This is a genomic window from Amycolatopsis sp. lyj-90 (genome assembly GCF_046549035.1).
In the GTDB taxonomy this organism is placed as follows: domain Bacteria; phylum Actinomycetota; class Actinomycetes; order Mycobacteriales; family Pseudonocardiaceae; genus Amycolatopsis.
Window position 1 is genome coordinate 89,156 of the sequence record NZ_JAJPWP010000018.1, and the last position, 19,048, is coordinate 108,203.

Annotated in this window: 20 protein-coding genes; 7 read left to right on the forward strand and 13 right to left on the reverse strand. The window is 68.6% G+C overall.

The features are described from left to right. Positions 1–22 precede the first annotated feature (22 nt). The 3 genes from ACLJPX_RS43900 to ACLJPX_RS43910 form a co-directional block, all read right to left on the reverse strand. Complete coding sequence (locus tag ACLJPX_RS43900) at positions 23–1,012, reverse strand: hypothetical protein (RefSeq protein WP_410606035.1); 990 nt, start codon at positions 1,010–1,012, stop codon at positions 23–25. A gap of 82 nt (positions 1,013–1,094) precedes the next feature. Beyond that, entirely contained in the window at positions 1,095–1,784 is a 690-nt protein-coding gene (locus ACLJPX_RS43905) for a response regulator transcription factor (protein WP_005167072.1), read from the reverse strand. Continuing rightward, a complete protein-coding gene (locus ACLJPX_RS43910) occupies positions 1,781–3,013 on the reverse strand; it encodes a sensor histidine kinase (RefSeq protein WP_076164238.1) in 1,233 nt (410 codons plus the stop codon). Before ACLJPX_RS43910 ends, ACLJPX_RS43905 begins: the two co-directional genes overlap by 4 nt. Before the next feature lie 292 nt (positions 3,014–3,305). Between ACLJPX_RS43910 and ACLJPX_RS43915 the strand changes: the two genes are divergently transcribed. Then, a complete protein-coding gene (locus tag ACLJPX_RS43915; RefSeq protein WP_101612003.1) occupies positions 3,306–3,953 on the forward strand; it encodes a LuxR family transcriptional regulator in 648 nt (215 codons plus the stop codon). Continuing rightward, positions 3,950–4,867, forward strand: coding sequence for a hypothetical protein (locus ACLJPX_RS43920; protein ID WP_410606036.1), 918 nt, complete (start codon positions 3,950–3,952; stop codon positions 4,865–4,867). The genes ACLJPX_RS43915 and ACLJPX_RS43920 overlap by 4 nt, the downstream gene beginning before the upstream one ends. 72 nt (positions 4,868–4,939) lie before the next feature. On the opposite strand, the gene ACLJPX_RS43925 is transcribed toward ACLJPX_RS43920, so the two are convergent. From ACLJPX_RS43925 to ACLJPX_RS43955, 7 genes are all read right to left on the reverse strand, one after another. Beyond that, on the reverse strand, positions 4,940–5,689 hold the full coding sequence (locus ACLJPX_RS43925) for a phosphoglyceromutase (RefSeq protein WP_410606037.1): 750 nt from the start codon (positions 5,687–5,689) through the stop codon (positions 4,940–4,942). A 441-nt stretch (positions 5,690–6,130) separates the two neighbouring features. After that, positions 6,131–7,051, reverse strand: coding sequence for a DUF4349 domain-containing protein (locus ACLJPX_RS43930; protein WP_410606038.1), 921 nt, complete (start codon positions 7,049–7,051; stop codon positions 6,131–6,133). Positions 7,052–7,118: 67 nt separating this feature from the next. Then, entirely contained in the window at positions 7,119–7,634 is a 516-nt protein-coding gene (locus ACLJPX_RS43935; protein ID WP_101611999.1) for a YbjN domain-containing protein, read from the reverse strand. Then, positions 7,631–8,935, reverse strand: coding sequence for a D-inositol-3-phosphate glycosyltransferase (mshA, locus tag ACLJPX_RS43940; RefSeq protein ID WP_168214474.1), 1,305 nt, complete (start codon positions 8,933–8,935; stop codon positions 7,631–7,633). Before mshA ends, ACLJPX_RS43935 begins: the two co-directional genes overlap by 4 nt. 21 nt (positions 8,936–8,956) lie before the next feature. Then, on the reverse strand, positions 8,957–9,769 hold the full coding sequence (locus tag ACLJPX_RS43945) for an alpha/beta fold hydrolase (protein WP_410606039.1): 813 nt from the start codon (positions 9,767–9,769) through the stop codon (positions 8,957–8,959). A 471-nt stretch (positions 9,770–10,240) separates the two neighbouring features. After that, positions 10,241–11,419 (reverse strand): L,D-transpeptidase, encoded by a 1,179-nt coding sequence (locus ACLJPX_RS43950; protein WP_410606040.1) that lies wholly within the window; start codon positions 11,417–11,419, stop codon positions 10,241–10,243. Between the two features lie 213 nt (positions 11,420–11,632). Further along, complete coding sequence (locus tag ACLJPX_RS43955; RefSeq protein ID WP_410606041.1) at positions 11,633–12,697, reverse strand: UDP-N-acetylmuramate dehydrogenase; 1,065 nt, start codon at positions 12,695–12,697, stop codon at positions 11,633–11,635. A 26-nt stretch (positions 12,698–12,723) separates the two neighbouring features. Between ACLJPX_RS43955 and ACLJPX_RS43960 the strand changes: the two genes are divergently transcribed. The 5 genes from ACLJPX_RS43960 to ACLJPX_RS43980 all read left to right on the forward strand — a co-directional run bounded on the left by ACLJPX_RS43960 (position 12,724) and on the right by ACLJPX_RS43980 (position 16,230). Next, positions 12,724–13,221, forward strand: a complete 498-nt coding sequence (locus tag ACLJPX_RS43960) for a DUF2505 domain-containing protein (protein ID WP_410606042.1) — start codon at positions 12,724–12,726, stop codon at positions 13,219–13,221. Beyond that, positions 13,203–14,000, forward strand: coding sequence for a class I SAM-dependent methyltransferase (locus ACLJPX_RS43965; RefSeq protein WP_410606043.1), 798 nt, complete (start codon positions 13,203–13,205; stop codon positions 13,998–14,000). Before ACLJPX_RS43960 ends, ACLJPX_RS43965 begins: the two co-directional genes overlap by 19 nt. Positions 14,001–14,063: 63 nt before the next feature. After that, positions 14,064–14,723, forward strand: coding sequence for a DedA family protein (locus ACLJPX_RS43970; protein ID WP_410606044.1), 660 nt, complete (start codon positions 14,064–14,066; stop codon positions 14,721–14,723). Beyond that, entirely contained in the window at positions 14,701–15,585 is an 885-nt protein-coding gene (purU, locus tag ACLJPX_RS43975) for a formyltetrahydrofolate deformylase (RefSeq protein ID WP_410606045.1), read from the forward strand. Before ACLJPX_RS43970 ends, purU begins: the two co-directional genes overlap by 23 nt. A gap of 15 nt (positions 15,586–15,600) precedes the next feature. Further along, positions 15,601–16,230, forward strand: coding sequence for a pyridoxamine 5'-phosphate oxidase family protein (locus ACLJPX_RS43980; protein ID WP_101611991.1), 630 nt, complete (start codon positions 15,601–15,603; stop codon positions 16,228–16,230). Between the two features lie 81 nt (positions 16,231–16,311). Here the strand turns inward: ACLJPX_RS43980 and ACLJPX_RS43985 are convergent, their stop codons facing one another. The 3 genes from ACLJPX_RS43985 to ACLJPX_RS43995 form a co-directional block, all read right to left on the reverse strand. Further along, the gene (locus tag ACLJPX_RS43985) at positions 16,312–17,310 is read right to left on the reverse strand and encodes an NADP-dependent oxidoreductase (protein WP_410606046.1); all 999 of its coding nucleotides are present in this window, start codon (positions 17,308–17,310) and stop codon (positions 16,312–16,314) included. A gap of 104 nt (positions 17,311–17,414) precedes the next feature. Further along, a complete protein-coding gene (locus ACLJPX_RS43990; RefSeq protein WP_410606047.1) occupies positions 17,415–17,849 on the reverse strand; it encodes an SRPBCC family protein in 435 nt (144 codons plus the stop codon). Between the two features lie 157 nt (positions 17,850–18,006). Continuing rightward, positions 18,007–18,903 (reverse strand): ABC transporter substrate-binding protein, encoded by an 897-nt coding sequence (locus ACLJPX_RS43995; protein WP_410606073.1) that lies wholly within the window; start codon positions 18,901–18,903, stop codon positions 18,007–18,009. Positions 18,904–19,048: the final 145 nt, after the last annotated feature.

Here is a 19,048-nt window from a genome sequence, read left to right on the forward strand (position 1 = left end):
CATCCGCATTTCCGTCACCTCTTCACCGTGCCCGTTCTCCTTCGACGAAGTCCAGTCGGGCGCTGCCGCCCACAGTCTCGTCCGCACCGTTCGAATGGTCCAGCCGTCGCAGGATGACACCTTCTCGCAGTGCCCACGGACAGATCTCCAGTTCTTCCAGGGAAAGCGCCCGCATGGTGGCTTGTGCGACGAGCGCTCCCGCCACCAGCTGATGCGACCTGCTCGCGCTGACCCCTTCGAGTTGTGCCAGGTCATGGGCGGTCATCCGGGAGATGAACGCGATGAGCTGGCGCAACGCGGTGTCGGTCAGGGTACGGCGCACATGTGGCCCGCTGGTCGACGGCGCCGCTCCGGTCAGCCGGGCGAGTGACCGGAACGTCTTCGACGTCGCCACGACACGATCGGGTTCACCCAATTTGGCGACCTTCTTCGCGAGCGGGGCGAGTTGTTCTTCGAGCCACGCCGAAGTCGCGATGAGCTCGGAGCGGGTCGGCGGGTCGTGCTGGAACCGCGTCCGGGTGGTCCGGCCCGCGCCCAGCGGGAGGGATTCGGCCAGCTCGGGTTCCTCGTCGCGGCCCATCGCGACCTCCAGCGAGCCGCCGCCGATGTCGAGCACCAGCAACTTGCCCGCCGACCAGCCGAACCAGCGGCGGACGGCGAGGAAGGTGAGCCGGGACTCGTCGACCCCGGAAAGCACCTTCAACTCGACGCCGGTCTCTTCTTGGACCTTCGCCAGTACCTTCGGGGCGTTCTTGGCCTCGCGGACGGCGGAGGTCGCGAACGCCATGACGTCTTCGCAACCGAGCCGGAGGGCCGCCGCCTTCGCGGATTCGACCGCCCGCACGAGGCTGTCCGCGCCCGCGCGGCTCAGGTCCCCGTTGCGGGTGATCTGCTCGGCGAGCCGCAGGACGGCCTTTTCGGAATGCATCGGGGTCGGGTGGGCGCCACGGTGGGCGTCGACCACGAGCAGGTGGACGGTGTTGGAACCGACGTCGAGTACCCCTAGGCGCACGAGCGTCTACGGTACCCGCCCGCACGTCAGGTCACGAAACCGTAACCGTGATCTGTATCGCAACAGGCGGGTACCGAGCGGCTCACGTCTCGAACTTGTAGCCCAGACCACGCACCGTGACCAGGTGCCGGGGCGATCCCGGGTCCGGTTCGATCTTCGACCGCAGGCGCTTCACGTGGACGTCGAGCGTCTTCGTGTCGCCGACGTAGTCCGCGCCCCACACCCGGTCGATCAGCTGCCCGCGGGTGAGCACGCGGCCCACGTTGCGCAGCAGGTACTCGAGCAGGTCGAACTCCTTCAGCGGCAAGGAGACCTCCTGGCCGTCGACGGTCACCACATGCCGCTCGACGTCCATGCGCACCGGCCCGGCGGTCAGCACGAGGGGCGCGAGGTCGCCTTCCGAGCCCGGCTCACCGCCACGCCGCAGCACCGCCCGGACCCGCGCGATGAGCTCGCGGGCCGAGTACGGCTTGGTGACGTAGTCGTCGGCGCCGAGTTCCAGCCCGACGACCTTGTCGATCTCGCTGTCGCGCGCGGTCACCATGATCACGGGCACCGCGGAACGCTGCCTGAGCTGCTTGCAGACGTCGGTGCCGCTCATACCGGGGAGCATGAGGTCGAGGAGCACGATGTCGGCACCGTTGCGGTCGAACTCCTCGAGTGCCTGCTGCCCCGTCACGGCGACGGCGGCGGTGAAGCCCTCTTTGCGGAGCAAGAACGCGAGCGGGTCGGCGAACGACTCTTCGTCCTCGACGATGAGAACCCTCGTCACAGGTTTCCTCCATGGTCGGGGCTTTCTTGCCCTGTTGCCACGAGACGGGGTGTCCGCTCGGGGGTCTTCTCCGGCCGGGATGCCGGCGGAGCCTGTTTTGCGGCCGCGGCCGGTTCGGCACCGATGTGCGCGGGGATCCGCAGGGTGAACGTCGACCCGGTGCCCGGACGGCTCCAGAGGCCGACCGAACCGCCGTGGTTGGCGGCCACGTGCTTGACGATCGCCAGCCCCAGCCCGGTGCCGCCGGTCGACCGCGAGCGCGCCTTGTCCGACCGGAAGAACCGCTCGAAAACGCGCTGCTGCTCGTCCTCGGCGATCCCGATGCCGCGGTCGGTCACCGCGATCTCGACCTTCCCGTCGACCAGCCGCCTGCTGATCGACACCGGGCTGCCCGCCGGCGAGTACGCGACGGCGTTCTCCAGCAGATTCGACAGCGCGGTGACCATCAGCGTGCGGTCACCTTCGATCAGCAGCCCGCTGGCCGAGTCGGTGGTGATGGTGATCTCGGCGGACTCCGCCGACAGCGTGGTCCGGCCGAGCGCCTCGCGGACGACGGCGTCGACCTCGACGACGTTCAGGTCGGGCAGCCGTTCGGCGCCCTGCAGCCGCGAGAGCGCGATCAGCTCGGTGACGAGCTGGCCGAGCCTGGTCGACTCGCGGAGGATCTTGCCGCCGAAGCGGCGGACCTCTTCCGTGTCCTCCGCGGCGTCGAGGACGGCCTCGGTGAGCAGCGCGATCGCACCCACCGGCGTCTTCAGTTCGTGGCTGACGTTCGCGACGAAGTCCCGCCGGACCGCTTCGAGGCGGATCGCCTCGGAGTGATCGACGGCCTCGACCACGGTGAACCCGTCGCCCAGCGGACGGACCTCGCCGAGGACGGCTTCGGGCTGGCGGCCCCTCGCCTCCAGCGGGGACAGGTCGATCTCCATCGGGTCGTCGGTCTCGACCACCTGCTCGGCGGCCTTGCGGGCCCGCGGATCGGCCTGGTTGACCTTCACCAGGCCCAGCTCGTAGGCCCGCGGGTTGTGCAGGACCATGTCACCGAACTTGTTGAGGACGACGACGCCGTTGTTGCTGGAGCGCACGAGGCGTTCCAGCAGTTCGGCCACGGTGGGTCCGGTCGGGCGACGCTCTTCGCGGCGGGCGCGGCCCCTCGCGATCAGGAAGCCGACGACCACACCGACGATCAGTCCGCCGACGGCCAGGGCGAGTGCAACAGGCGTGGTCACAGGGGAATCGTAAGCGTGCGGGTAGCCTTTTGGCCTAGTCCCGGCCGCGTACTCGTGATGCCTATGACACCTGGGGACACCCTGTTCGCCTGCAGGTCAGACGCCGTTCACGTGGCCGACCCCTGGCCGAGATCTCCTGGGTGAGGCGGGTCACCCGAAGTGGGGACATCTGCGGCGCCGGACGCCCGGATCCCTACTTTCGTCTTGACTATCCGGGCAGCGTTCTTCGCCGCGCGTGGGCAAATAGCGACGTTCCCGCACGGCGGCCGGGGAATGTTGGAAGACTGTCGCCGTGGAACTCGTCAGTGACATCTCCCTTATTCGCGGAGAAGAAGAGCTGTTCGACCGGACGGCTCATCTGTTCGTCGCGGCGACCGACATCGCGTGCGCGGCCGATGACCTCTACACCTGGGCACTTTCCCGGCCGTCGCTCACGCGGCAGGGCGAACGGCTGGTGCACGACAAGCGGATCCGGAAGCTGTACCGCCCCGGCGTCCTGCTGAACGAGCAGACCGCCCAGCATCTGCATCACCTTTCCGGTCTCGGCGCGCAGATCCGGATCGGCACCGAGGAGATCAACGAGACCATCCTGCTCGACCAGCGGGTCGCGATCATGGCCGGTGACGAGGGCAAGGCGGTGCGCTCGTACAGCGTCATCTCGCGCCCGGAGCTGGTTCAGGGCATCCTGTCGCTGTTCGAAACCGCCTGGCAGGCGGCCGCGACCCTGGAGACGTTCGACGCGCGGTTCGCCGACATCCGGATGGAGGCACCGCAGATCCTCGAGTTCCTGACCACCGGCTGCAAGGACGAAAAAGCAGCGAAGAGCCTCGGCATGGGCGTGCGCACCTATCAGCGGCGCGTCTCGGAACTGCTGGTCGCGCTCGGCGTGACGTCGCGGCTCCAGGTCGACGCGCGGGCACGGGAGCTAGGCCTGCTGTGAGGCGCTGGGCCGGGTTCGCCGTACTGCTCGCGCTCGCGGGCTGCACCACCGCGGTCTCCGGCACCGCCCGGCCCGAACCGGAAAGCCCGCCTTCGAACCTCGCGCTCGTCGATCCGACGCGGACGGCATCGGTGCTGACGGCGGTGAAAACGGCCACCGAAACGGTGTTCTCCTACGACAGTGCCGCCCTGCCCGCCTACGAAAAAGCGGCGAACGAGAACCTGACGCCGAGCGCGCGCGACGAGCTGGCGAAGCTGTTCGCCGAGGTCCGGAACTCGGCGGAACCGATCAAACTGGTCACACGGGTGATCGTCTCGGCCGCCGTCGAGCAGACGCCGGACAAGGCGCGGGTGCTGGCCGTGCTCGACCAGAGCAGTACCAGGGCCGGGGCCACGAGCAAGGGCATCGCTTCGGTGCTGCTCGCGACGGTGCGCGAGGGCGAACGCTGGCGCATCGGCGAGATCAAGGTGAACCCGGCCGGGTCGCCGGTCGCGCCGGAGAAACCGGGCGCGGGCGACCGGGCGATCGCGAGGGTGCGGGATTCCGCCCGTGACGGCGCTCTGAGGGCCGCGGAGGCCCTGCTGAGCTTGGACCCGGCCGACCCCGAGGGCAGCTACGCCCGCTACGAGTCCGTCTCGACCGGACAGCTGCTGACGGGCTTCCAGAAGGACAAGGCGGCGCAGATCGCCCGGCTCCGGTCCGCGGGCACGAAGTCGGCGATGGATCCGAACGCGGCCGCGGCGGTCATGGAGCTCGTGGACGACAAGGCGAGCGTGCTGCTCTACGCGACGACGACCGTCACGGACGCGTCGGGCCAGGCGACCAAGAAGTACCTGCCGGTCGTCCTGCGCCTCCAGAACCTGCCCGAGGGCTGGAAGGCCGCCGGTATCGAGACGGTCCAGCCTCTCCCCTGACGCAATTCGTCCTCTGGTCGCGGTGGTTCGAGAGCGAACTACCGCAACCAGAGGACGAAACGCGAGGAGGAACTAGCGGCCCTGGTTCGCCACGGCGGCCGCGGCTTCCTTGGCGGCGTCGGGGTCCAGGTAGGTCCCGCCGGCGGTGACCGGCTTGAGGTCGTCCGTCAGGTCGTAGCGCAGCGGGATGCCGGTCGGGATGTTGAGCCCGGCGATGGCGTCGTCGGAGATGCCGTCGAGGTGCTTCACCAGCGCGCGCAGCGAGTTGCCGTGCGCGGCGACCAGCACGGTCTTGCCCGCGCGGAGGTCCGGCACGATCGCGGACTCCCAGTACGGCAGCAGCCGCGCGACGACGTCCTTGAGGCATTCGGTCAGCGGGGCGGCGTCGCCGAGGTCGGCGTAGCGCGCGTCGCCCGCCTGGCTGAACTCGTCGGCCGGGTCGATCGGGGGCGGCGGGGTGTCGTACGAGCGGCGCCAGAGCATGAACTGCTCCTCGCCGAACTCGTCGAGCGTCTGCTTCTTGTTCTTGCCCTGCAACGCGCCGTAGTGCCGCTCGTTGAGGCGCCAGTCGCGCTTCACCGGGATCCAGTGCCGGTCGGCGGCGTCGAGCGCCAGGTTGGCGGTCGAGATCGCCCGGCGCATCAGCGAGGTGTGGACGACGTCCGGCAGCAGACCGGACTCGGCGAGCAACTGCCCGCCCTTACGCGCCTCCTGCTCGCCCTGCTCCGACAGCGGCACGTCCACCCAGCCGGTGAACAGGTTTTCGGCGTTCCACGTGCTCTGCCCGTGACGCAGCAGCACCAGAGTCCCAAGCTCAGCCATGGGGTTCAGCCTGCCAGAGCCGGAAGAAGCGCCGGTCAGAGGGCCGGGATTGACCCACGTTCTACGGAGAGTGCGTTACCCGCGAGTAACACTTTCACCCGTCCAGAAGACGGGTTGCCAACAAGTCCGAATCTCCGGAAAACAAGCTGCACTCCGTTATCCCGGTTTTCGAAGTTCACTCGAACGGAGTAACCGGTAGTCTTGTGATTACAGGTGGAGATCTGACAGGTTGACTACGTCCCGCGCGGCCGGATTCCACGCACTCCCCGGCTCGACGCGGGTGACGACCGCGACTCGTCTCCCCCCTGCCGAGTCGCGGCGCCCGCCGGCCCCGTTGGCATCCCCCTCGTCACCGGGTCCACCTTGGCGGGAACTTCAGCGGGGCGGCTCGAGATCGCGACTCCCCCCTCCCTCGAGCCGTCCCGCCTAGTTTTTTCCGGCTCACTCCAGCGGCGGAGCCGACGGCAGATCCGGGCCCCCGGCCATCGCGGGGGCCGCCGGACGGCGCCGCTTGCGCAGCCACCACACCAGGGCAGCCGCGGGGATACCGAAGACCAGCAGGAACGGCGCCATCGCACCGATCACGGTCAGCAGCCCGCCGCCGAAGGTCAGGAAAGCGTCCCAGCCGTCGGTCAGCCCGCCGAAGAACCCACCGCGGGATTCCTCCGCCGCCGCAACCGTTTCCGCCTTGATCTGCACCGAAATTGTCGACATGGCAACACTTCCGGCCAAACTCTCGCGGCGCTTCTGAAGCGACTCGAGTTCGGCTTCACGGCTCGTGAGCTCACTCTCGACCGACGTGATCTCCGAGACCGAGGTCGCCTTGGCGAGCAGCGCGCGGATGCGTTCGACACTCGCCTTCTGGGTGGCCAGCCTCGAGTCGACGTCGACCAGCTGCTCGGTCACGTCCGTCGCGGTGACCTCTCGCCGGACCTGCTTGCCCAGCTTCCCCAGCTGGTCCAGCACACCGTCGAGGCGCTCGGAAGGAACGACGACGTTGATCGTCGCCCGCTTTTCCTGGGTGCTCTCCTGGCCGGTGTAACCGGCCGCGCCCTGGGTGATGACGCGCACCTGCGAGATCAGGTCGGCCACGTTCGGCGTGGTGAGCTCCAGGCTCGCCGTGCGCACCAGCTTGCGGTCGGTAATCCCCGGCTGACCGGCGGGCGCCGGCGTCTTGTTCGCCCCCGCCTTGCCCGTGCCGCCGGGGCCTTCCTGACTCGGCGCGCCCTGGTTCGGCACGGCCTGCTTGCCGTCGGCCGACATCGGCATCGCGGCGGATTCGCCGCCGGAATCGGTCGCCGAGCAACCGGCCAGTGCCAGCACGATGCCGGCGGCGGCCACCCATCTCAATCGCTTGAACATCGATCCTTCTCCCTCCAGTGCTGCGGAGAGAGACGGAGCAGGGTTCAGACCCGTTGCACCGTTCGGGTCACGAGTCGGTCAAGGCTCCGGGTTCGTGCCCGTTCGCGGGCTCGATGAGGTGCTTGAACGCCTCCAGGTTCGCGAGCGACTCTCCGCGCGAGACGCGCCAGTCCCATTCGCGCCTGATCGACTCGGCGAACCCGAGTTCCAGCAGCGTGTTGAAGTCGCCGTCGGCGGCCTCCAGCACCTGCCCGAGGATCTTGTCCAGTTCGGACTCGGTCACCGTGTCCAGGCCGAACTTGCCGACCAGGTAGATGTCGCCGATCGCGTCGACGGTGTAGTGCACGCCGTACAGTTTCGCGTTGCGGCGCAACAGGAAGCGGTAAACGTCCTCATGGGACTCATCGGGACGGCGGCAGACGAAGGCCTCGACGGCGAACGCGTGGTCCCCGGCGACCAGCCAGCAGTTCGTCTGCAGTTTCTTGGTGCCGGGCAACGTGACGAAGTACTTTCCCTCGCCGCGTCTGTCGTACTCCAGGCCCGCACTGTCCAAAGAGGACCGTAGAGTCTCGTCGAGCGTCAAACCGCCACCTCCGCGCGCTGTTCGAGGGCACGCCGGAACGCGCCGGTCGCCTGAGCGTACGTGTCCAGCAGCCGGTCCGTCGTACGGCGCCAGGAAAAGCGCTGCGCGTGGACGACGGCGTTGGCCGAGAGTTCGGCACGCCACCCCGGCCGCAGCGCGACGTTGGCGAGCGCGGCCGCCCAGTCCTTCGGATCGTGCGAAGGCACCAGCAGCCCGGAAACCCCGTGCGGGACCGCGACCGGCAGACCGCCGACCTCGGCCGCGATCACCGGCGTCCCGCAGGCCTGCGCCTCGAGCGCGACCAGCCCGAACGACTCGTTGTAACTCGGCACGGCCACGATGTCGGCCGCGCGGTAGACGTTGACCAGCGACCGGCCCGGCTGCGGCGGCATGAACCGGGTCTGCTCCTCGATGCCGAGGGAGACGGCCAGCTCGCGCAGGGCCTGCGGCTGCTCCAGCCCGGTCCCGGACGGGCCGCCGACGATCAGCACGACCAGCCGCGACGCCAGCTCCGGCCGCTCGCGCAGCATTTCGGCCGCGGCCAGCAGGAGGACGTCCGGCGCCTTCAACGGCTGGATCCGCCCCGCGAACGCCAGCACGATCGCGTCCTGTGGCAGGCCGAGCGCCCGGCGCGCGGCTTGCCGCGAACCCGGCGTGAAGCGGTCGAGGTCGACGCCCGGCGGGATGGCGTGCACGGCGTGCGGGTCGGCGTCGTACAGCTCGATCAGCTCACGAGCCTCGACACGGGTGTTCGCGACCAGGCAGTCCGCCTCGGTGACAACCTGTTCCTCGCCGATCACGCGGGTGCGCGGTTCCGGGGTGTCGCCCTCGGCCAGCGCCGCGTTCTTGACCTTCGCCAGGGTGTGCGCGGTGTGCACCAGCGGCACGCCCCAGCGATCGCGGGCGAGCCAGCCCGCCTGGCCGGAGAGCCAGTAGTGCGAATGGATGAGGTCGTAGTAGCCCGGCTCGTGGAACGCCTCGGCCCGCAGCACCCCGGCGGTGAACGCGCACAGCTGCGCCGGCAGCTCGTGGCGTCCCAGCGGCTCGAACGGCCCGGCCGGAATGTGCCGCACCAGCACGCCGGGCGCCAGTTCGGCGACCGGAGGCTGGTCCGAGGACGTCGCCCGGGTGAACACCTCGACCTCGACGCCCCTGCGGGCCATCTCGGTGGCCGTCTGGCTCACGTAGACGTTCATCCCGCCGGCGTCGCCGGTACCCGGCTGTTCCAGCGGAGAGGTGTGCAACGACAGCACCGCGACGCGCCTGGGCGCGGCATCGAACCCGTGCAGAGGGATCGTCACCTGGTCAACACTCCTGAAGTCCTACTGATCGGCGAACCCGCGCAGCAGATCACCGAACTCATCCGCTGCTTCGGCGAACGGCAGATGCCCCACCTCAGGTAACCAACGCATGACGGCACCCTGAATCTTCCCGGCCGCGTATTCCGCGCACGTCGGATCGATCACAGCATCCGCGAGACCATGGACGATCAGTGCCGGTTTGTCCAGATCGCGAAGAACATCCTCGCTCCCGGCGTCACGCCGGAACAGCGCGGAACGCACCGAAGGCGGCGTCGAAAGGCAGGCGCCGAGCAGAGATTGAGTGAGCGTCCCGGACACCGGCGAGGCGGTCATCCGCGCGCTGAACTGCACCAACGCGGGAATCGCGACCGCTGGATCGTCCGACAGCACCGCCGGAATCGCCTCGCGCATCGCAGGCCCGACCTTGCCACCCGGCCGGTTCTTGCCGATTTCTGTGATAGCGCCCACAAAAACGACGCCCTTGAGCCGCGCGGAGCCGTGTACCCGGAGGTAGTCGGTGATGACCAGCCCGCCGTAGGACCAGCCGACGACGATCGCGTCGTCACCGGCGAAGTCGAGCACGGAGGCGAGGTCCTCGGCCCAGATCCGCGGATCGTCATAGCCCGCGGAGGGGACCTCGGAGTCCCCGTGACCACGCAGATCCATCGCGACCAGGCGAAACCGCTCGGAAAGCGCGGGATCGGCCATCTGGGGCGCCCAGGCCTTGGCGGACTGGGCCCAGCCGTGCACGAACACGATCGGACGGGTGTTCTCGTCGCCTTCGACCCACAAGCCGATGCGGGTCCCGCCGTAGCCGACTACCTCGGTCTTCATGCCCCGCACTTTATGAGGTCGGCCGGGGTGGTCGTGAGTGGCGATTCGGATTAGGGCCAAGGGTGCCTACCGGCTTCGGGCTGCGATCGCTCACGGGGCCGGGTCGTCAAGGACCCCTTGCCTACCTTGAACGTAGTGATGGAGGCCTTCACTGCGCCTAGCGCCAGAGTCTCGGCAAAGTCGGCTATTCGCACGGGTCAGGTTTCGAGGGTGTCCAGCGGGCGGGTTGTCGCCTGGCGGGGTGCGGCTGCCCACAAGGGGCTGCGTCAGGGTTCTGGTGCCCGATTCGGGCGCTGTGCGCGGTTTTACATGGGGGTCGTGAGTGATAAAGAGCGTTAGAACGACACTTACCGCTCACGACCCCCTCGTGGATATTCGAGGAGCGAGTCAGGCCGCAGGGGTGACGACCCCACGTCGTCACCCCTGCGACCAGGGCGCCGGTACCGAGTCGGTCGGTGCCCCGCTCACCTGCTATTTGACAGCTGACAGGGCCTTCCAGGACTTCCAGTCGTAGAACCAGTTCTTGACGTCCGATTTCATCGGGCTGGCCAGTTTCGAACCGGTGATCTCGACCGGGTCGCCGATCATCGCCGAGTCGAAGTACTTCTTCGCGTCCGCCTCGAGCAGGTTCACGCAGCCGTGCGAGGTGTTGGCCTTGCCGATGTTCGACGCGTTGTCCTGGTTCTCGTGGATGTACTCGCCGTTGTTCGAGATCCGGCAGGCCCACTTCTTGTTGACGTTGGTGTAGCCGTAGCGCGCGTTGTCGAAGCGGGCCGTCGGCTCCTTCGTCATCACGATGAAGGTGCCGTTGGGGGTGTTCCGCTGGACGTCGCCGTCGAGCCCGTTCGAGCACGGGTAGCTCGCCGACTCCGAGCCGCCGCGGTAGACCTTCATCGTGTGGTCCGGGGTGTTGACCTTGACCACCTGGTTGCGGCCGATCTTGAACTTGGTGGTGACGTCGGCCTTGCCGTACGCGCCGCCGCCGAGCGCGACGCCGTAGAGCTTCGCCTCGACGTTGACCGTGATGTTCGCGGGCCAGTACTCCTTCGGCCGCCAGTCGACCTGCGTCTCCGACAGCCAGCCCCAGGAGCCCTCGACGTCCTTGTCGGTCGTCACCTTCAGCGCCTTCTCGACGGTGGCCTTGTCCTTGACCGGGGACGCGAACTTCACGCTGATCGGCATCGCGACGCCGACCTCGGCGTCGTCGGCCGGGTTCAGCGTGGCGCGAACCTCCTTGGCGGGCTTGACCGTGGTGAAGGTGCCCTTGAACTCGGCGGGCTTGTTGTCGCTGCCGGTGGCCTTCGCGGCGTAGGTGTACGTCTTGCCGTAGCCGAGGACCTCGGAAGCCGTCCAGGTGAGACCGTCGGGCGAAAGCTCACCCTTGACATCTTTGCCGGATTCCCCGGTGACCTTGACCTCGGTGAGCTTCCCGTCGGCGACCTTCACCACGACCGGCGTGACCACGGAGGCGTCCTTGGCGTCGGCGGCGGGCTCGGCGGTGATCTTGGCCACCGGCGGCGCGGAGTTCTCTCCTTCGCCACCACTGCCTTCCGGCTTGGCGTTGCCGCCTGATTCGCTGGAGCAGGCAGCGGCCACCATGGCCGCACCCGCGGCGAGCGCGGCCTTGAACACCGTGCGCCGTTCGATCACCGTGTACCTCCCATTGGCCCCCCGCGAGCTTCTACCCGCTCAGCGCTGGGGACCTCTCCGACGTTACCCGCGGCGATGGAACTCACCCTCGCCCCTCAAGGGGATAGACGCACGGGACCGGCCCGGGGTTGTTCACCACCCGCAATTCGTCCTCTAGTTGCGGTAGTTCGTGCCACGAACGACCGCAACTAGAGGACGAAACGCAGGAGAGGGCTAGAGCGAGCAGTTGATGAGCAGGGGCTCCGGGTGCAGCGAAACGCCGAAGCGAGCCTCGACGCCGTCGCGCACTTCGCGGGCCAGGGCGAGGAGATCCGCTGTCGACGCCTTACCCCGGTTGGTGAGCGCCAGCGTGTGCTTCGTCGACAGCGACACCCGGCCGCCCGGCCCTTCGTGCCCCTTCGCGAACCCGGCGCGCTCGATCAGCCACGCCGCGGACAGCTTCGTGCCGCCAGGCGCCGGGTACTGGGGCACGCGCACGTCCTCGCCGACGACGTTCACGATCCCCGCCAGCACCTTCGCGACCTGCGCCTCCCCGATGATCGGGTTGGTGAAGAACGAGCCCGCGCTCCACGTGTCGTAATCGTCCGCGTCCAGGACCATGCCCTTGCCGCGACGCAGCCCGAGGACCGCTTCGCGTGCTTTGTCCGCCGGGACCCGGTCACCGATCTCGACGCCGAGCGTGCGGGCGAGTTCGGCGTAGCGGATCGGGGCCGAGAGGCCGTCTTCGGTGACCTTGAAGCGCACCGTGAGCACGACGCCCGCATCGGTCCCCTTCAGGATCGACGTGCGGTAGCCGAAGCCGAGTTCCTCCGCGGTCAGCGTGCGGGTCTCGCGAGTGGCCCGGTCGTAGAGGTCGACAGAGACCAGGGACTCGGCCACCTCGCAGCCGTACGCGCCGACGTTCTGGATCGGTGTCGCGCCGACCGAACCGGGGATGCCGGAGAGACATTCGAGCCCGCCGACGCCGTCGGCGACCAGGCCCTCGACGAAACCGTCCCAGTTCTGGCCCGCCGCGACCTCGACGAGATCCCCGTCACGCGTCCAGCCGGTGTTGCCGACCTTCAGCAACGTGCCCTCGAAGCCGTCGTCGGCGACGACGAGGTTCGAGCCGCCGCCGAGCAGCAGGACCGGCTCGCCCGCCTCGTCGGCCTCGCGGACCGCGTCGACCAGGGACTGCGCGGTCGTCGCCTCGGCGTAGCGCCGCGCCGGGCCGCCGAGCCGCAGCGTGGTGTGGTCGGCGAGGACGGCGTGCTGGATGGGAGTTTCGGCAGTGCTCACGCCCGTGAACGGTACTGTCTGGCGCCATGGCCTCCCGTATCGAGCACCGCACAGCCTTCTCCGCCGACCTCGCGAGCGCGTGGGAAGCGGTGGCGAGCGAAGAGGCACTGCGGGCCAGGCTGGAGCAGATCGGCGGCGACAACGCGGAGCTGCTGGAATACGTCCCGGCCGGGGACGGCGTGCGCTACAAGCTGCGTCAGGGCATCAGCTCGGACAAGCTCCCCTCCGCCGTGCGGACGCTGCACCGGGGCGACCTCGTCGTCGAGCGCGAGCAGACCTGGAAGGCCTCCGGAGACGGCTACGCCGGCACCGCGACGGCGTCCGTGCAGGGCGTGCCCGGCGAGATCACCGCGAAGACGTCGCTGACCGGCGAAGGTGCGCAGACGACCCTGACCAACAGCGGCGAGGTCAAGGTGCGGATCCCGTTCGTCGGCGGGAAACTGGAGAACGTGATCGCCGAACAGGTCACCAAACTGCTGGAACGCGAGGCGGAATTCGTCGCGAAGTGGCTGGCCGAGCGCTGAAGCCGGTCGGGGCACCGACACGCGGGACGACCAACCCCAACCGGCTCCGGCGGGTGGACCGGTGGCTCGCGCGGGACCCGGCCGCGACGCGGCTGCTGCGCCGCGCGGACGAGCCGCTCGTGGTGGACCTCGGCTACGGCGCCTCACCGGTGACCACGGTCGAGATGGCGCGCCGGCTGCGCTCGGTCCGGCGTGACGTCCGCGTGCTCGGCCTGGAACTGGACGCCGAACGAGTCGCCGTCGCGCAATCCGCTGTCGACAAGCCGTGGCTGGACTTCCGGCGCGGCGGCTTCGAACTCGCCGGGACCCGCCCGGTGCTGGTGCGCGCGTTCAACGTGCTGCGGCAGTACGACGAGGCCGAGGTCACGGGGGCCTGGTCGCTGATGCTGGACGCGATGGCGCCGGACGGGCTCCTGGTCGAGGGCACCTGCGACGAGATAGGACGGCTGAGCACCTGGGTGGCCGTCGGGCACGACGGGCCCCGCACGCTGACCCTTTCGGTCCATCTCGCCAGCCTGGAACGTCCGTCCACAGTGGCCGAGCGATTGCCGAAAAGTCTCATCCACCGCAACGTTCCCGGCGAACGTGTCCACGAACTACTGTCCACCTTGGACACCTGCTGGGCGACGGCGGCGCCGCACCAGAACTTCGGCGTCCGGGCCCGCTGGGCGCATACCGTCCACCTGCTCACCGCGCGGGGCTGGCCGGTGCTGAACCGGCCGTCGAGGTGGCGGCTCGGCGAGCTCACCGTGCCGTGGTCGTCGGTCGCTCCCGACTAGGAATTCATCGGTACAACCCCACTCCGTCACCCCTACGCGACCTGCGGTGATCACCATGGAACCGTGGAACTGCTGGAGTACGTCACCGAGCTGCTGCGGGGCTCGCTGGGATCACCCTGGCTGTGGGTGATCGTGTTCCTCGTGTCCGGGTTGGACGCGCTCCTGCCGTTCATGCCGAGTGAGACGACGGTCATCACCGTCGCCGTCCTGATCGGCCCGGACCTGCCGCAGCTGGCGCTCCTCGCGCTGGTCGCCGCGCTCGGGGCGTGGGCGGGCGACTGCCTCGGCTACACCGTCGGCGCCGCGGCGGGCCCGCGAGCGCTGGCCCGCCTGCAACGCGGTCCGGACGGGGTCCGGCGCTACGAATGGGCGAAGATCCAGGTGCGGCGCAACGCCGTCCTGCTCATCCTCGCCGCCCGCTACCTACCCGGCGGGCGCGTCGCGAGCGGACTCGCGAACGGGAGTCTCGGCTACCCGCCGGGCAAGTTCGTCTCGCTCGACGCCCTCGGCGCGAGCGTCTGGGCGGTGTACAGCGTCCTGATCGGTCTCGTCGGCGGAGCGGCCTTCACGGACGAGCCGGAGAAGGGCCTTTTGCTGTCCTTCGCGCTCGGGTTGGTGCTGGTCGCGGCGATCGAGATCGGGCGGCGGGTCCGCGTCCGCATCCTGACCCGGCGCCGCGCCGCGGCCGGGACCGGCGACAATGGCGTGTGTGTCGAACCCTGAACGCCGCTATGTGATCTCCTTCGGCTGCCCTGACCGCACCGGCATCATCGCTCGCATCTCGGGTTTCCTCGCCGAGCACGGCGGCTGGATCGTCGAAGCGGCGTATCACACGGACCCGGACACCGGCTGGTTCTTCACCCGCCAGGTCGTCCGCGCCGACTCGCTCCCGTTCGACGCCACCGAACTCCGCACGCGCTTCGCCGACGTCGCCGAGTCGCTTTCCGCCGAGTCGAGCTGGCAGGTCAGCGACACGGGTGAGCGCCGTCGCGCCGTGATCCTCGTCTCCAAGGCCGGGCACTGTCTCTACGACCTCCTCGGCCGCGTCGCGTCCGGGGAACTGGACGTCGACGTCGCCGCGGTCATCGGCAACCACGAGTCGCTCGGCGACATCACCCGCGCCCACGGCATCCCGTTCCACCACGTCCCGTTCCCCGCCGGTGACGCCACCGCCAAGGCGCCCGCGTTCGCCGAGGTGCGGAAACTGGTCGACGAGCACGACCCGCACGCCGTCGTGCTCGCCCGGTTCATGCAGGTCCTGCCCCCGGAACTGTGCGAGGCATGGGCCGGGCGGGCGCTCAACATCCACCACAGCTTCCTGCCGTCGTTCGTCGGCGCGCGGCCGTACCACCAGGCCCACGCGCGCGGGGTGAAGCTCATCGGCGCGACCTGTCACTACGTCACCGCCGACCTCGACGCGGGCCCGATCGTCGACCAGGACGTGATCCGCGTCGACCACGGCGACTCGGTCGAGGACATGGTCCGCAAGGGCCGCGACATCGAAAAGGTGACCTTGGCGCGCGGGCTGCGGTGGCACCTCGAGGGCCGCGTCCTGGTGCACGGTAACCGAACCGTCGTCTTCTGATGGTTCACTGAGGTCATGGGGACCTCAGAGATCAAGGTGATCGAGACGCGGGAAGCGCTGCGCGAGCACCTGGGCCATCCGAAAGAGACGACCAAGGGGAAGATCCTCTCCTTCGTCGACGAACACGCGCGCACGGTGATCGAGCACTCGCCGTTCCACCTGCTGGCGACGGCCTCGTCCGACGGGACCTGTGACGTCTCCCCGCGCGGCGACCCGGCCGGTTCGGTGCTGGTGCTCGACGACAAGACGCTGGTACTGGCCGACCGGCCCGGCAACAAGCTGCTGGACAGCCAGACCAACATCCTCGAGAACCCGCACGCGGGGCTGCTGTTCCTGGTGCCGGGCATGAACGAGACGCTGCGGATCAACGGCCGCGCGAAACTGGTCGCGGACGCGCCGTTCTTCGACGACCTCGTGGTCAAGGGCAAGCGGCCGCAGCTGGCGATCATGGTCGAGGTCCAGGAGCTGTACCTGCACTGCGCCAAGGCGTTCCTGCGGTCCTCGCTGTGGAAGCCGGAGACCTGGCCGGACCGCTCCGGCATCCCGAGCGCCGGCCGGATGTTCCGTGACCAGATGAAGCTGGACATCTCGGCGGAGCAGCTCGACGCCGCCTTGACCGAAGGTGCCCTTACGACGCAGTACTGAGCCCCTCGCGCGTGACATGAAAGGCCCGTTACTTGCAAATTTTGCAAGTAACGGGCCTTTCATAGCGCTTGTGGGGAGGGGTCAGACGCGGACCAGCATCTTGCCGGTGTTCGCACCGCCCAGCAGGTCCAGGAAGGCCTGCGGCGCGTTGCGGATACCGTCCACAATGGTCTCGGAGTACTTGAGCTCGCCGGAGGCGACGAGCGGCGCGACCTCCTTGACGAACTGCGGCTGCAGCGCGAAGTGGTCGCCCACCAGCATGCCGCGCATGGTGAACCGCTTCGCGATGATCGACGCGAGGTTGCGCGGCGCCGCGGCGGGTTCGGTGTTGTTGTAGACCGAGATCATCCCGCAGATCGCCATCCGGCCGTGCAGGTTGATCGAGTCGATGGCCGCTTCGAGGTGCTCGCCGCCGACGTTGTCGAAGTACACGTCGATGCCCTCGGGCGCCGCCGCGCGCAGCTGCTCGACGACCGGGGCGTCCTTGTAGTTGAACGCCGCGTCGAAGCCCAGCTCGTCGGTCAGCCACTTGACCTTGTCGTCCGTGCCGGCGCTGCCGATGACGCGCTTCGCGCCCTTCAGCTTCGCCAGCTGGCCGACGACGGAACCGACCGCACCGGCCGCCCCGGACACGAAGACGGTGTCGCACTCCTTGAACTCCGCGACGTCGAGCAGCCCGGCGTACGCGGTGAGCCCGGTCATTCCGAGGACGCCGAGGTACGCCGTGATCGGCGCGGCCTCGGGGTCCACCTTCACCGCGTGCTTCGCGGCGACGACGGCGTGGGAACGCCAGCCGAGGCCGTGCAGCACGATGTCGCCGGGCTTGAAGTCGTCCACGGTGGACTCGAGCACCTCGCCGACGGCGCCGCCGTGCATGACCTTGCCGACCTCGTACGGCTCGGCGTAGGACTTCGCGTCGCTCATCCGGCCGCGCATGTACGGGTCCACGCTCAGGACCTGGTTGCGGACCAGGATCTGGCCCTCACCCGGCGTCGGGATCTCGACGTCCGCGATTTCGAAGTTCTCGAGCGTCGGGACACCGTGCGGACGGGAGGCGAGCCGGATCTCGGTTGCGTTCACGAGGTAACTCCAAGTCTGTTGCGAACCACAAGCGGGGCGATCGCCCCGTATTCACGACGGGTACAACGGGCTAACCGGGGCGACCATTCCGATTGTGGCGAGCGCTACACGGCCTCGGCGAGTTTGCCGAGAACGCCTTCGTAGATCCGCTTGAGGCCACCGGGCGCGAAGGTCTTCTCGAAGAAGCCTCCGATGCCGCCCGCGCCGTCCCAGGTCGTCTCGATCCGGACGAGGCTGCCCTCCGGCACCTCGCGGACGGTCCAGGTGGTGACCATGCTCGAGTTCGCGTCGGTCTCGACGATGGTGCCTTCGGACGGCTCGGTCACCGTCGCGGCGACGTCACGCACCCGCTTCGACGTCGCTTGCAGCTTCCAGCTCGCCTTCGTGCCCGCGCCGACGCCGCCTTCGATGACCTCGTAGTCGCGGTAGTGCTCCGTCAGCAGCTTCGGCCGGGTTTCCGTGTAGTCCGCGACGAGCGTCCTGACCTTGTCCGCCGGCGCTTCGATGGTGCGCTCCGCGATGGCCGTGACCTTTCCCATCCCACTCCCTTTCACCCGTGTGCAACGACAGCGTCCACGATTCCACCGCTACCCGCAGGGGGAACGAGCGCCCCCTCCGTCCTTCCCCCAACGCTATGAAAGGCCCGTTACTTGCAAAATTTGCAAGTAACGGGCCTTTCATAGCGCGCGCGGGGGGCTAGATGAGGGACTTTTCCTTCAGCCAGTCCTTCGCGACGTCGCCCGGCTTCTCGCCGTCCGAGTCGACGCGCTTGTTCAGCTCACGCAGCTGCACGGTGTCGAGGGCCTTGCTGACGGCGTTGACGGCGGCCGCGAAGTCGGCGCCACGCTCGTCGAGAACCTTCTTGTTCACCGCGGGCACGACGTTCTCGGTCGGCACGATGGCGAGGTCGTCCTCCAGCGCCACGAACTGCGGGTCGCCGACGAGCGGGCTCACCGAGTCGACCGGGATGACGGTGACCTTGCCGGACCGCAGCTGCTCGACGCGCGGGCCCGCTTCCTGCACGGTCTGGAAGGTGGCCTTCAGCTTGTAGACGTCCGTGAAGCCCTTGAAGCAGGGAAGCCGCTTCTCGCACTCCGGGCCGCCCGCGACGATGACGTTGTCGACCTTGGACAGGTCGCTGATCTTCGCGAGGCCCTTCTCCTTGGCGAGATCGGCCTTCACGATGTAGGTGTTCTTGTCCTCCGCCGGCGAGTAGTCCAGCAGGCCGATGCCGTCGGCCTCGAACAGCTTCTTGAGCTGTTCGTGCTCGCCCGCGGCGTCCTTCGCGGCCTCCTTGCCGAAGCCGGTGGTGATGGCGGCGCCCTGGTACTCCGGGATGAACTGCAGTTCGCCGGACTTCAGTGCCGGGTAGATCAGCTCGCGCGAACCGAGGTTCAGCTTGCGGGTGATCGGGTAACCCTTGGCCTCCAGCGCGTTCGCGTACAGCTCGGCGAGGACCAGGCTGTCGGTGAAGTTGAAGGAGGCGACGACGATCGGCGCCCCGCCCTTGCTCTGCGCGGCCGGGGCCGCCGCGTCTTCGCCACCCCCGCAGGCGGTCATACCGAGGACGGCGGCGGCGAGCACCGCGCCCACTCGAACATTCCGTGTCCAGCGCACGTGCACACACTCCTATGACTCGAACAGAGGAATGGACAGTATCTCCGGGTCACGACAGAATCCACATTTTGAGAGTTCCGCCCCGTGTGCTCTCAGAGAGCGGAATCTGTACGCCCGATCG

Bases quoted from the DNA above. Each gene is read 5' to 3' on its own strand.
- ACLJPX_RS43925 (WP_410606037.1), bottom strand. From the start codon at position 5,689: ATGGCTGAGCTTGGGACTCTGGTGCTGCTGCGTCACGGGCAGAGCACG.
- ACLJPX_RS43930 (WP_410606038.1), bottom strand. From the start codon at position 7,051: ATGTTCAAGCGATTGAGATGGGTGGCCGCCGCCGGCATCGTGCTGGCA.
- ACLJPX_RS43945 (WP_410606039.1), bottom strand. From the start codon at position 9,769: ATGAAGACCGAGGTAGTCGGCTACGGCGGGACCCGCATCGGCTTGTGG.
- ACLJPX_RS43960 (WP_410606042.1), top strand. From the start codon at position 12,724: ATGGCCTCCCGTATCGAGCACCGCACAGCCTTCTCCGCCGACCTCGCG.
- purU (WP_410606045.1), top strand. From the start codon at position 14,701: ATGGCGTGTGTGTCGAACCCTGAACGCCGCTATGTGATCTCCTTCGGC.
- ACLJPX_RS43980 (WP_101611991.1), top strand. From the start codon at position 15,601: ATGGGGACCTCAGAGATCAAGGTGATCGAGACGCGGGAAGCGCTGCGC.
- ACLJPX_RS43990 (WP_410606047.1), bottom strand. From the start codon at position 17,849: ATGGGAAAGGTCACGGCCATCGCGGAGCGCACCATCGAAGCGCCGGCG.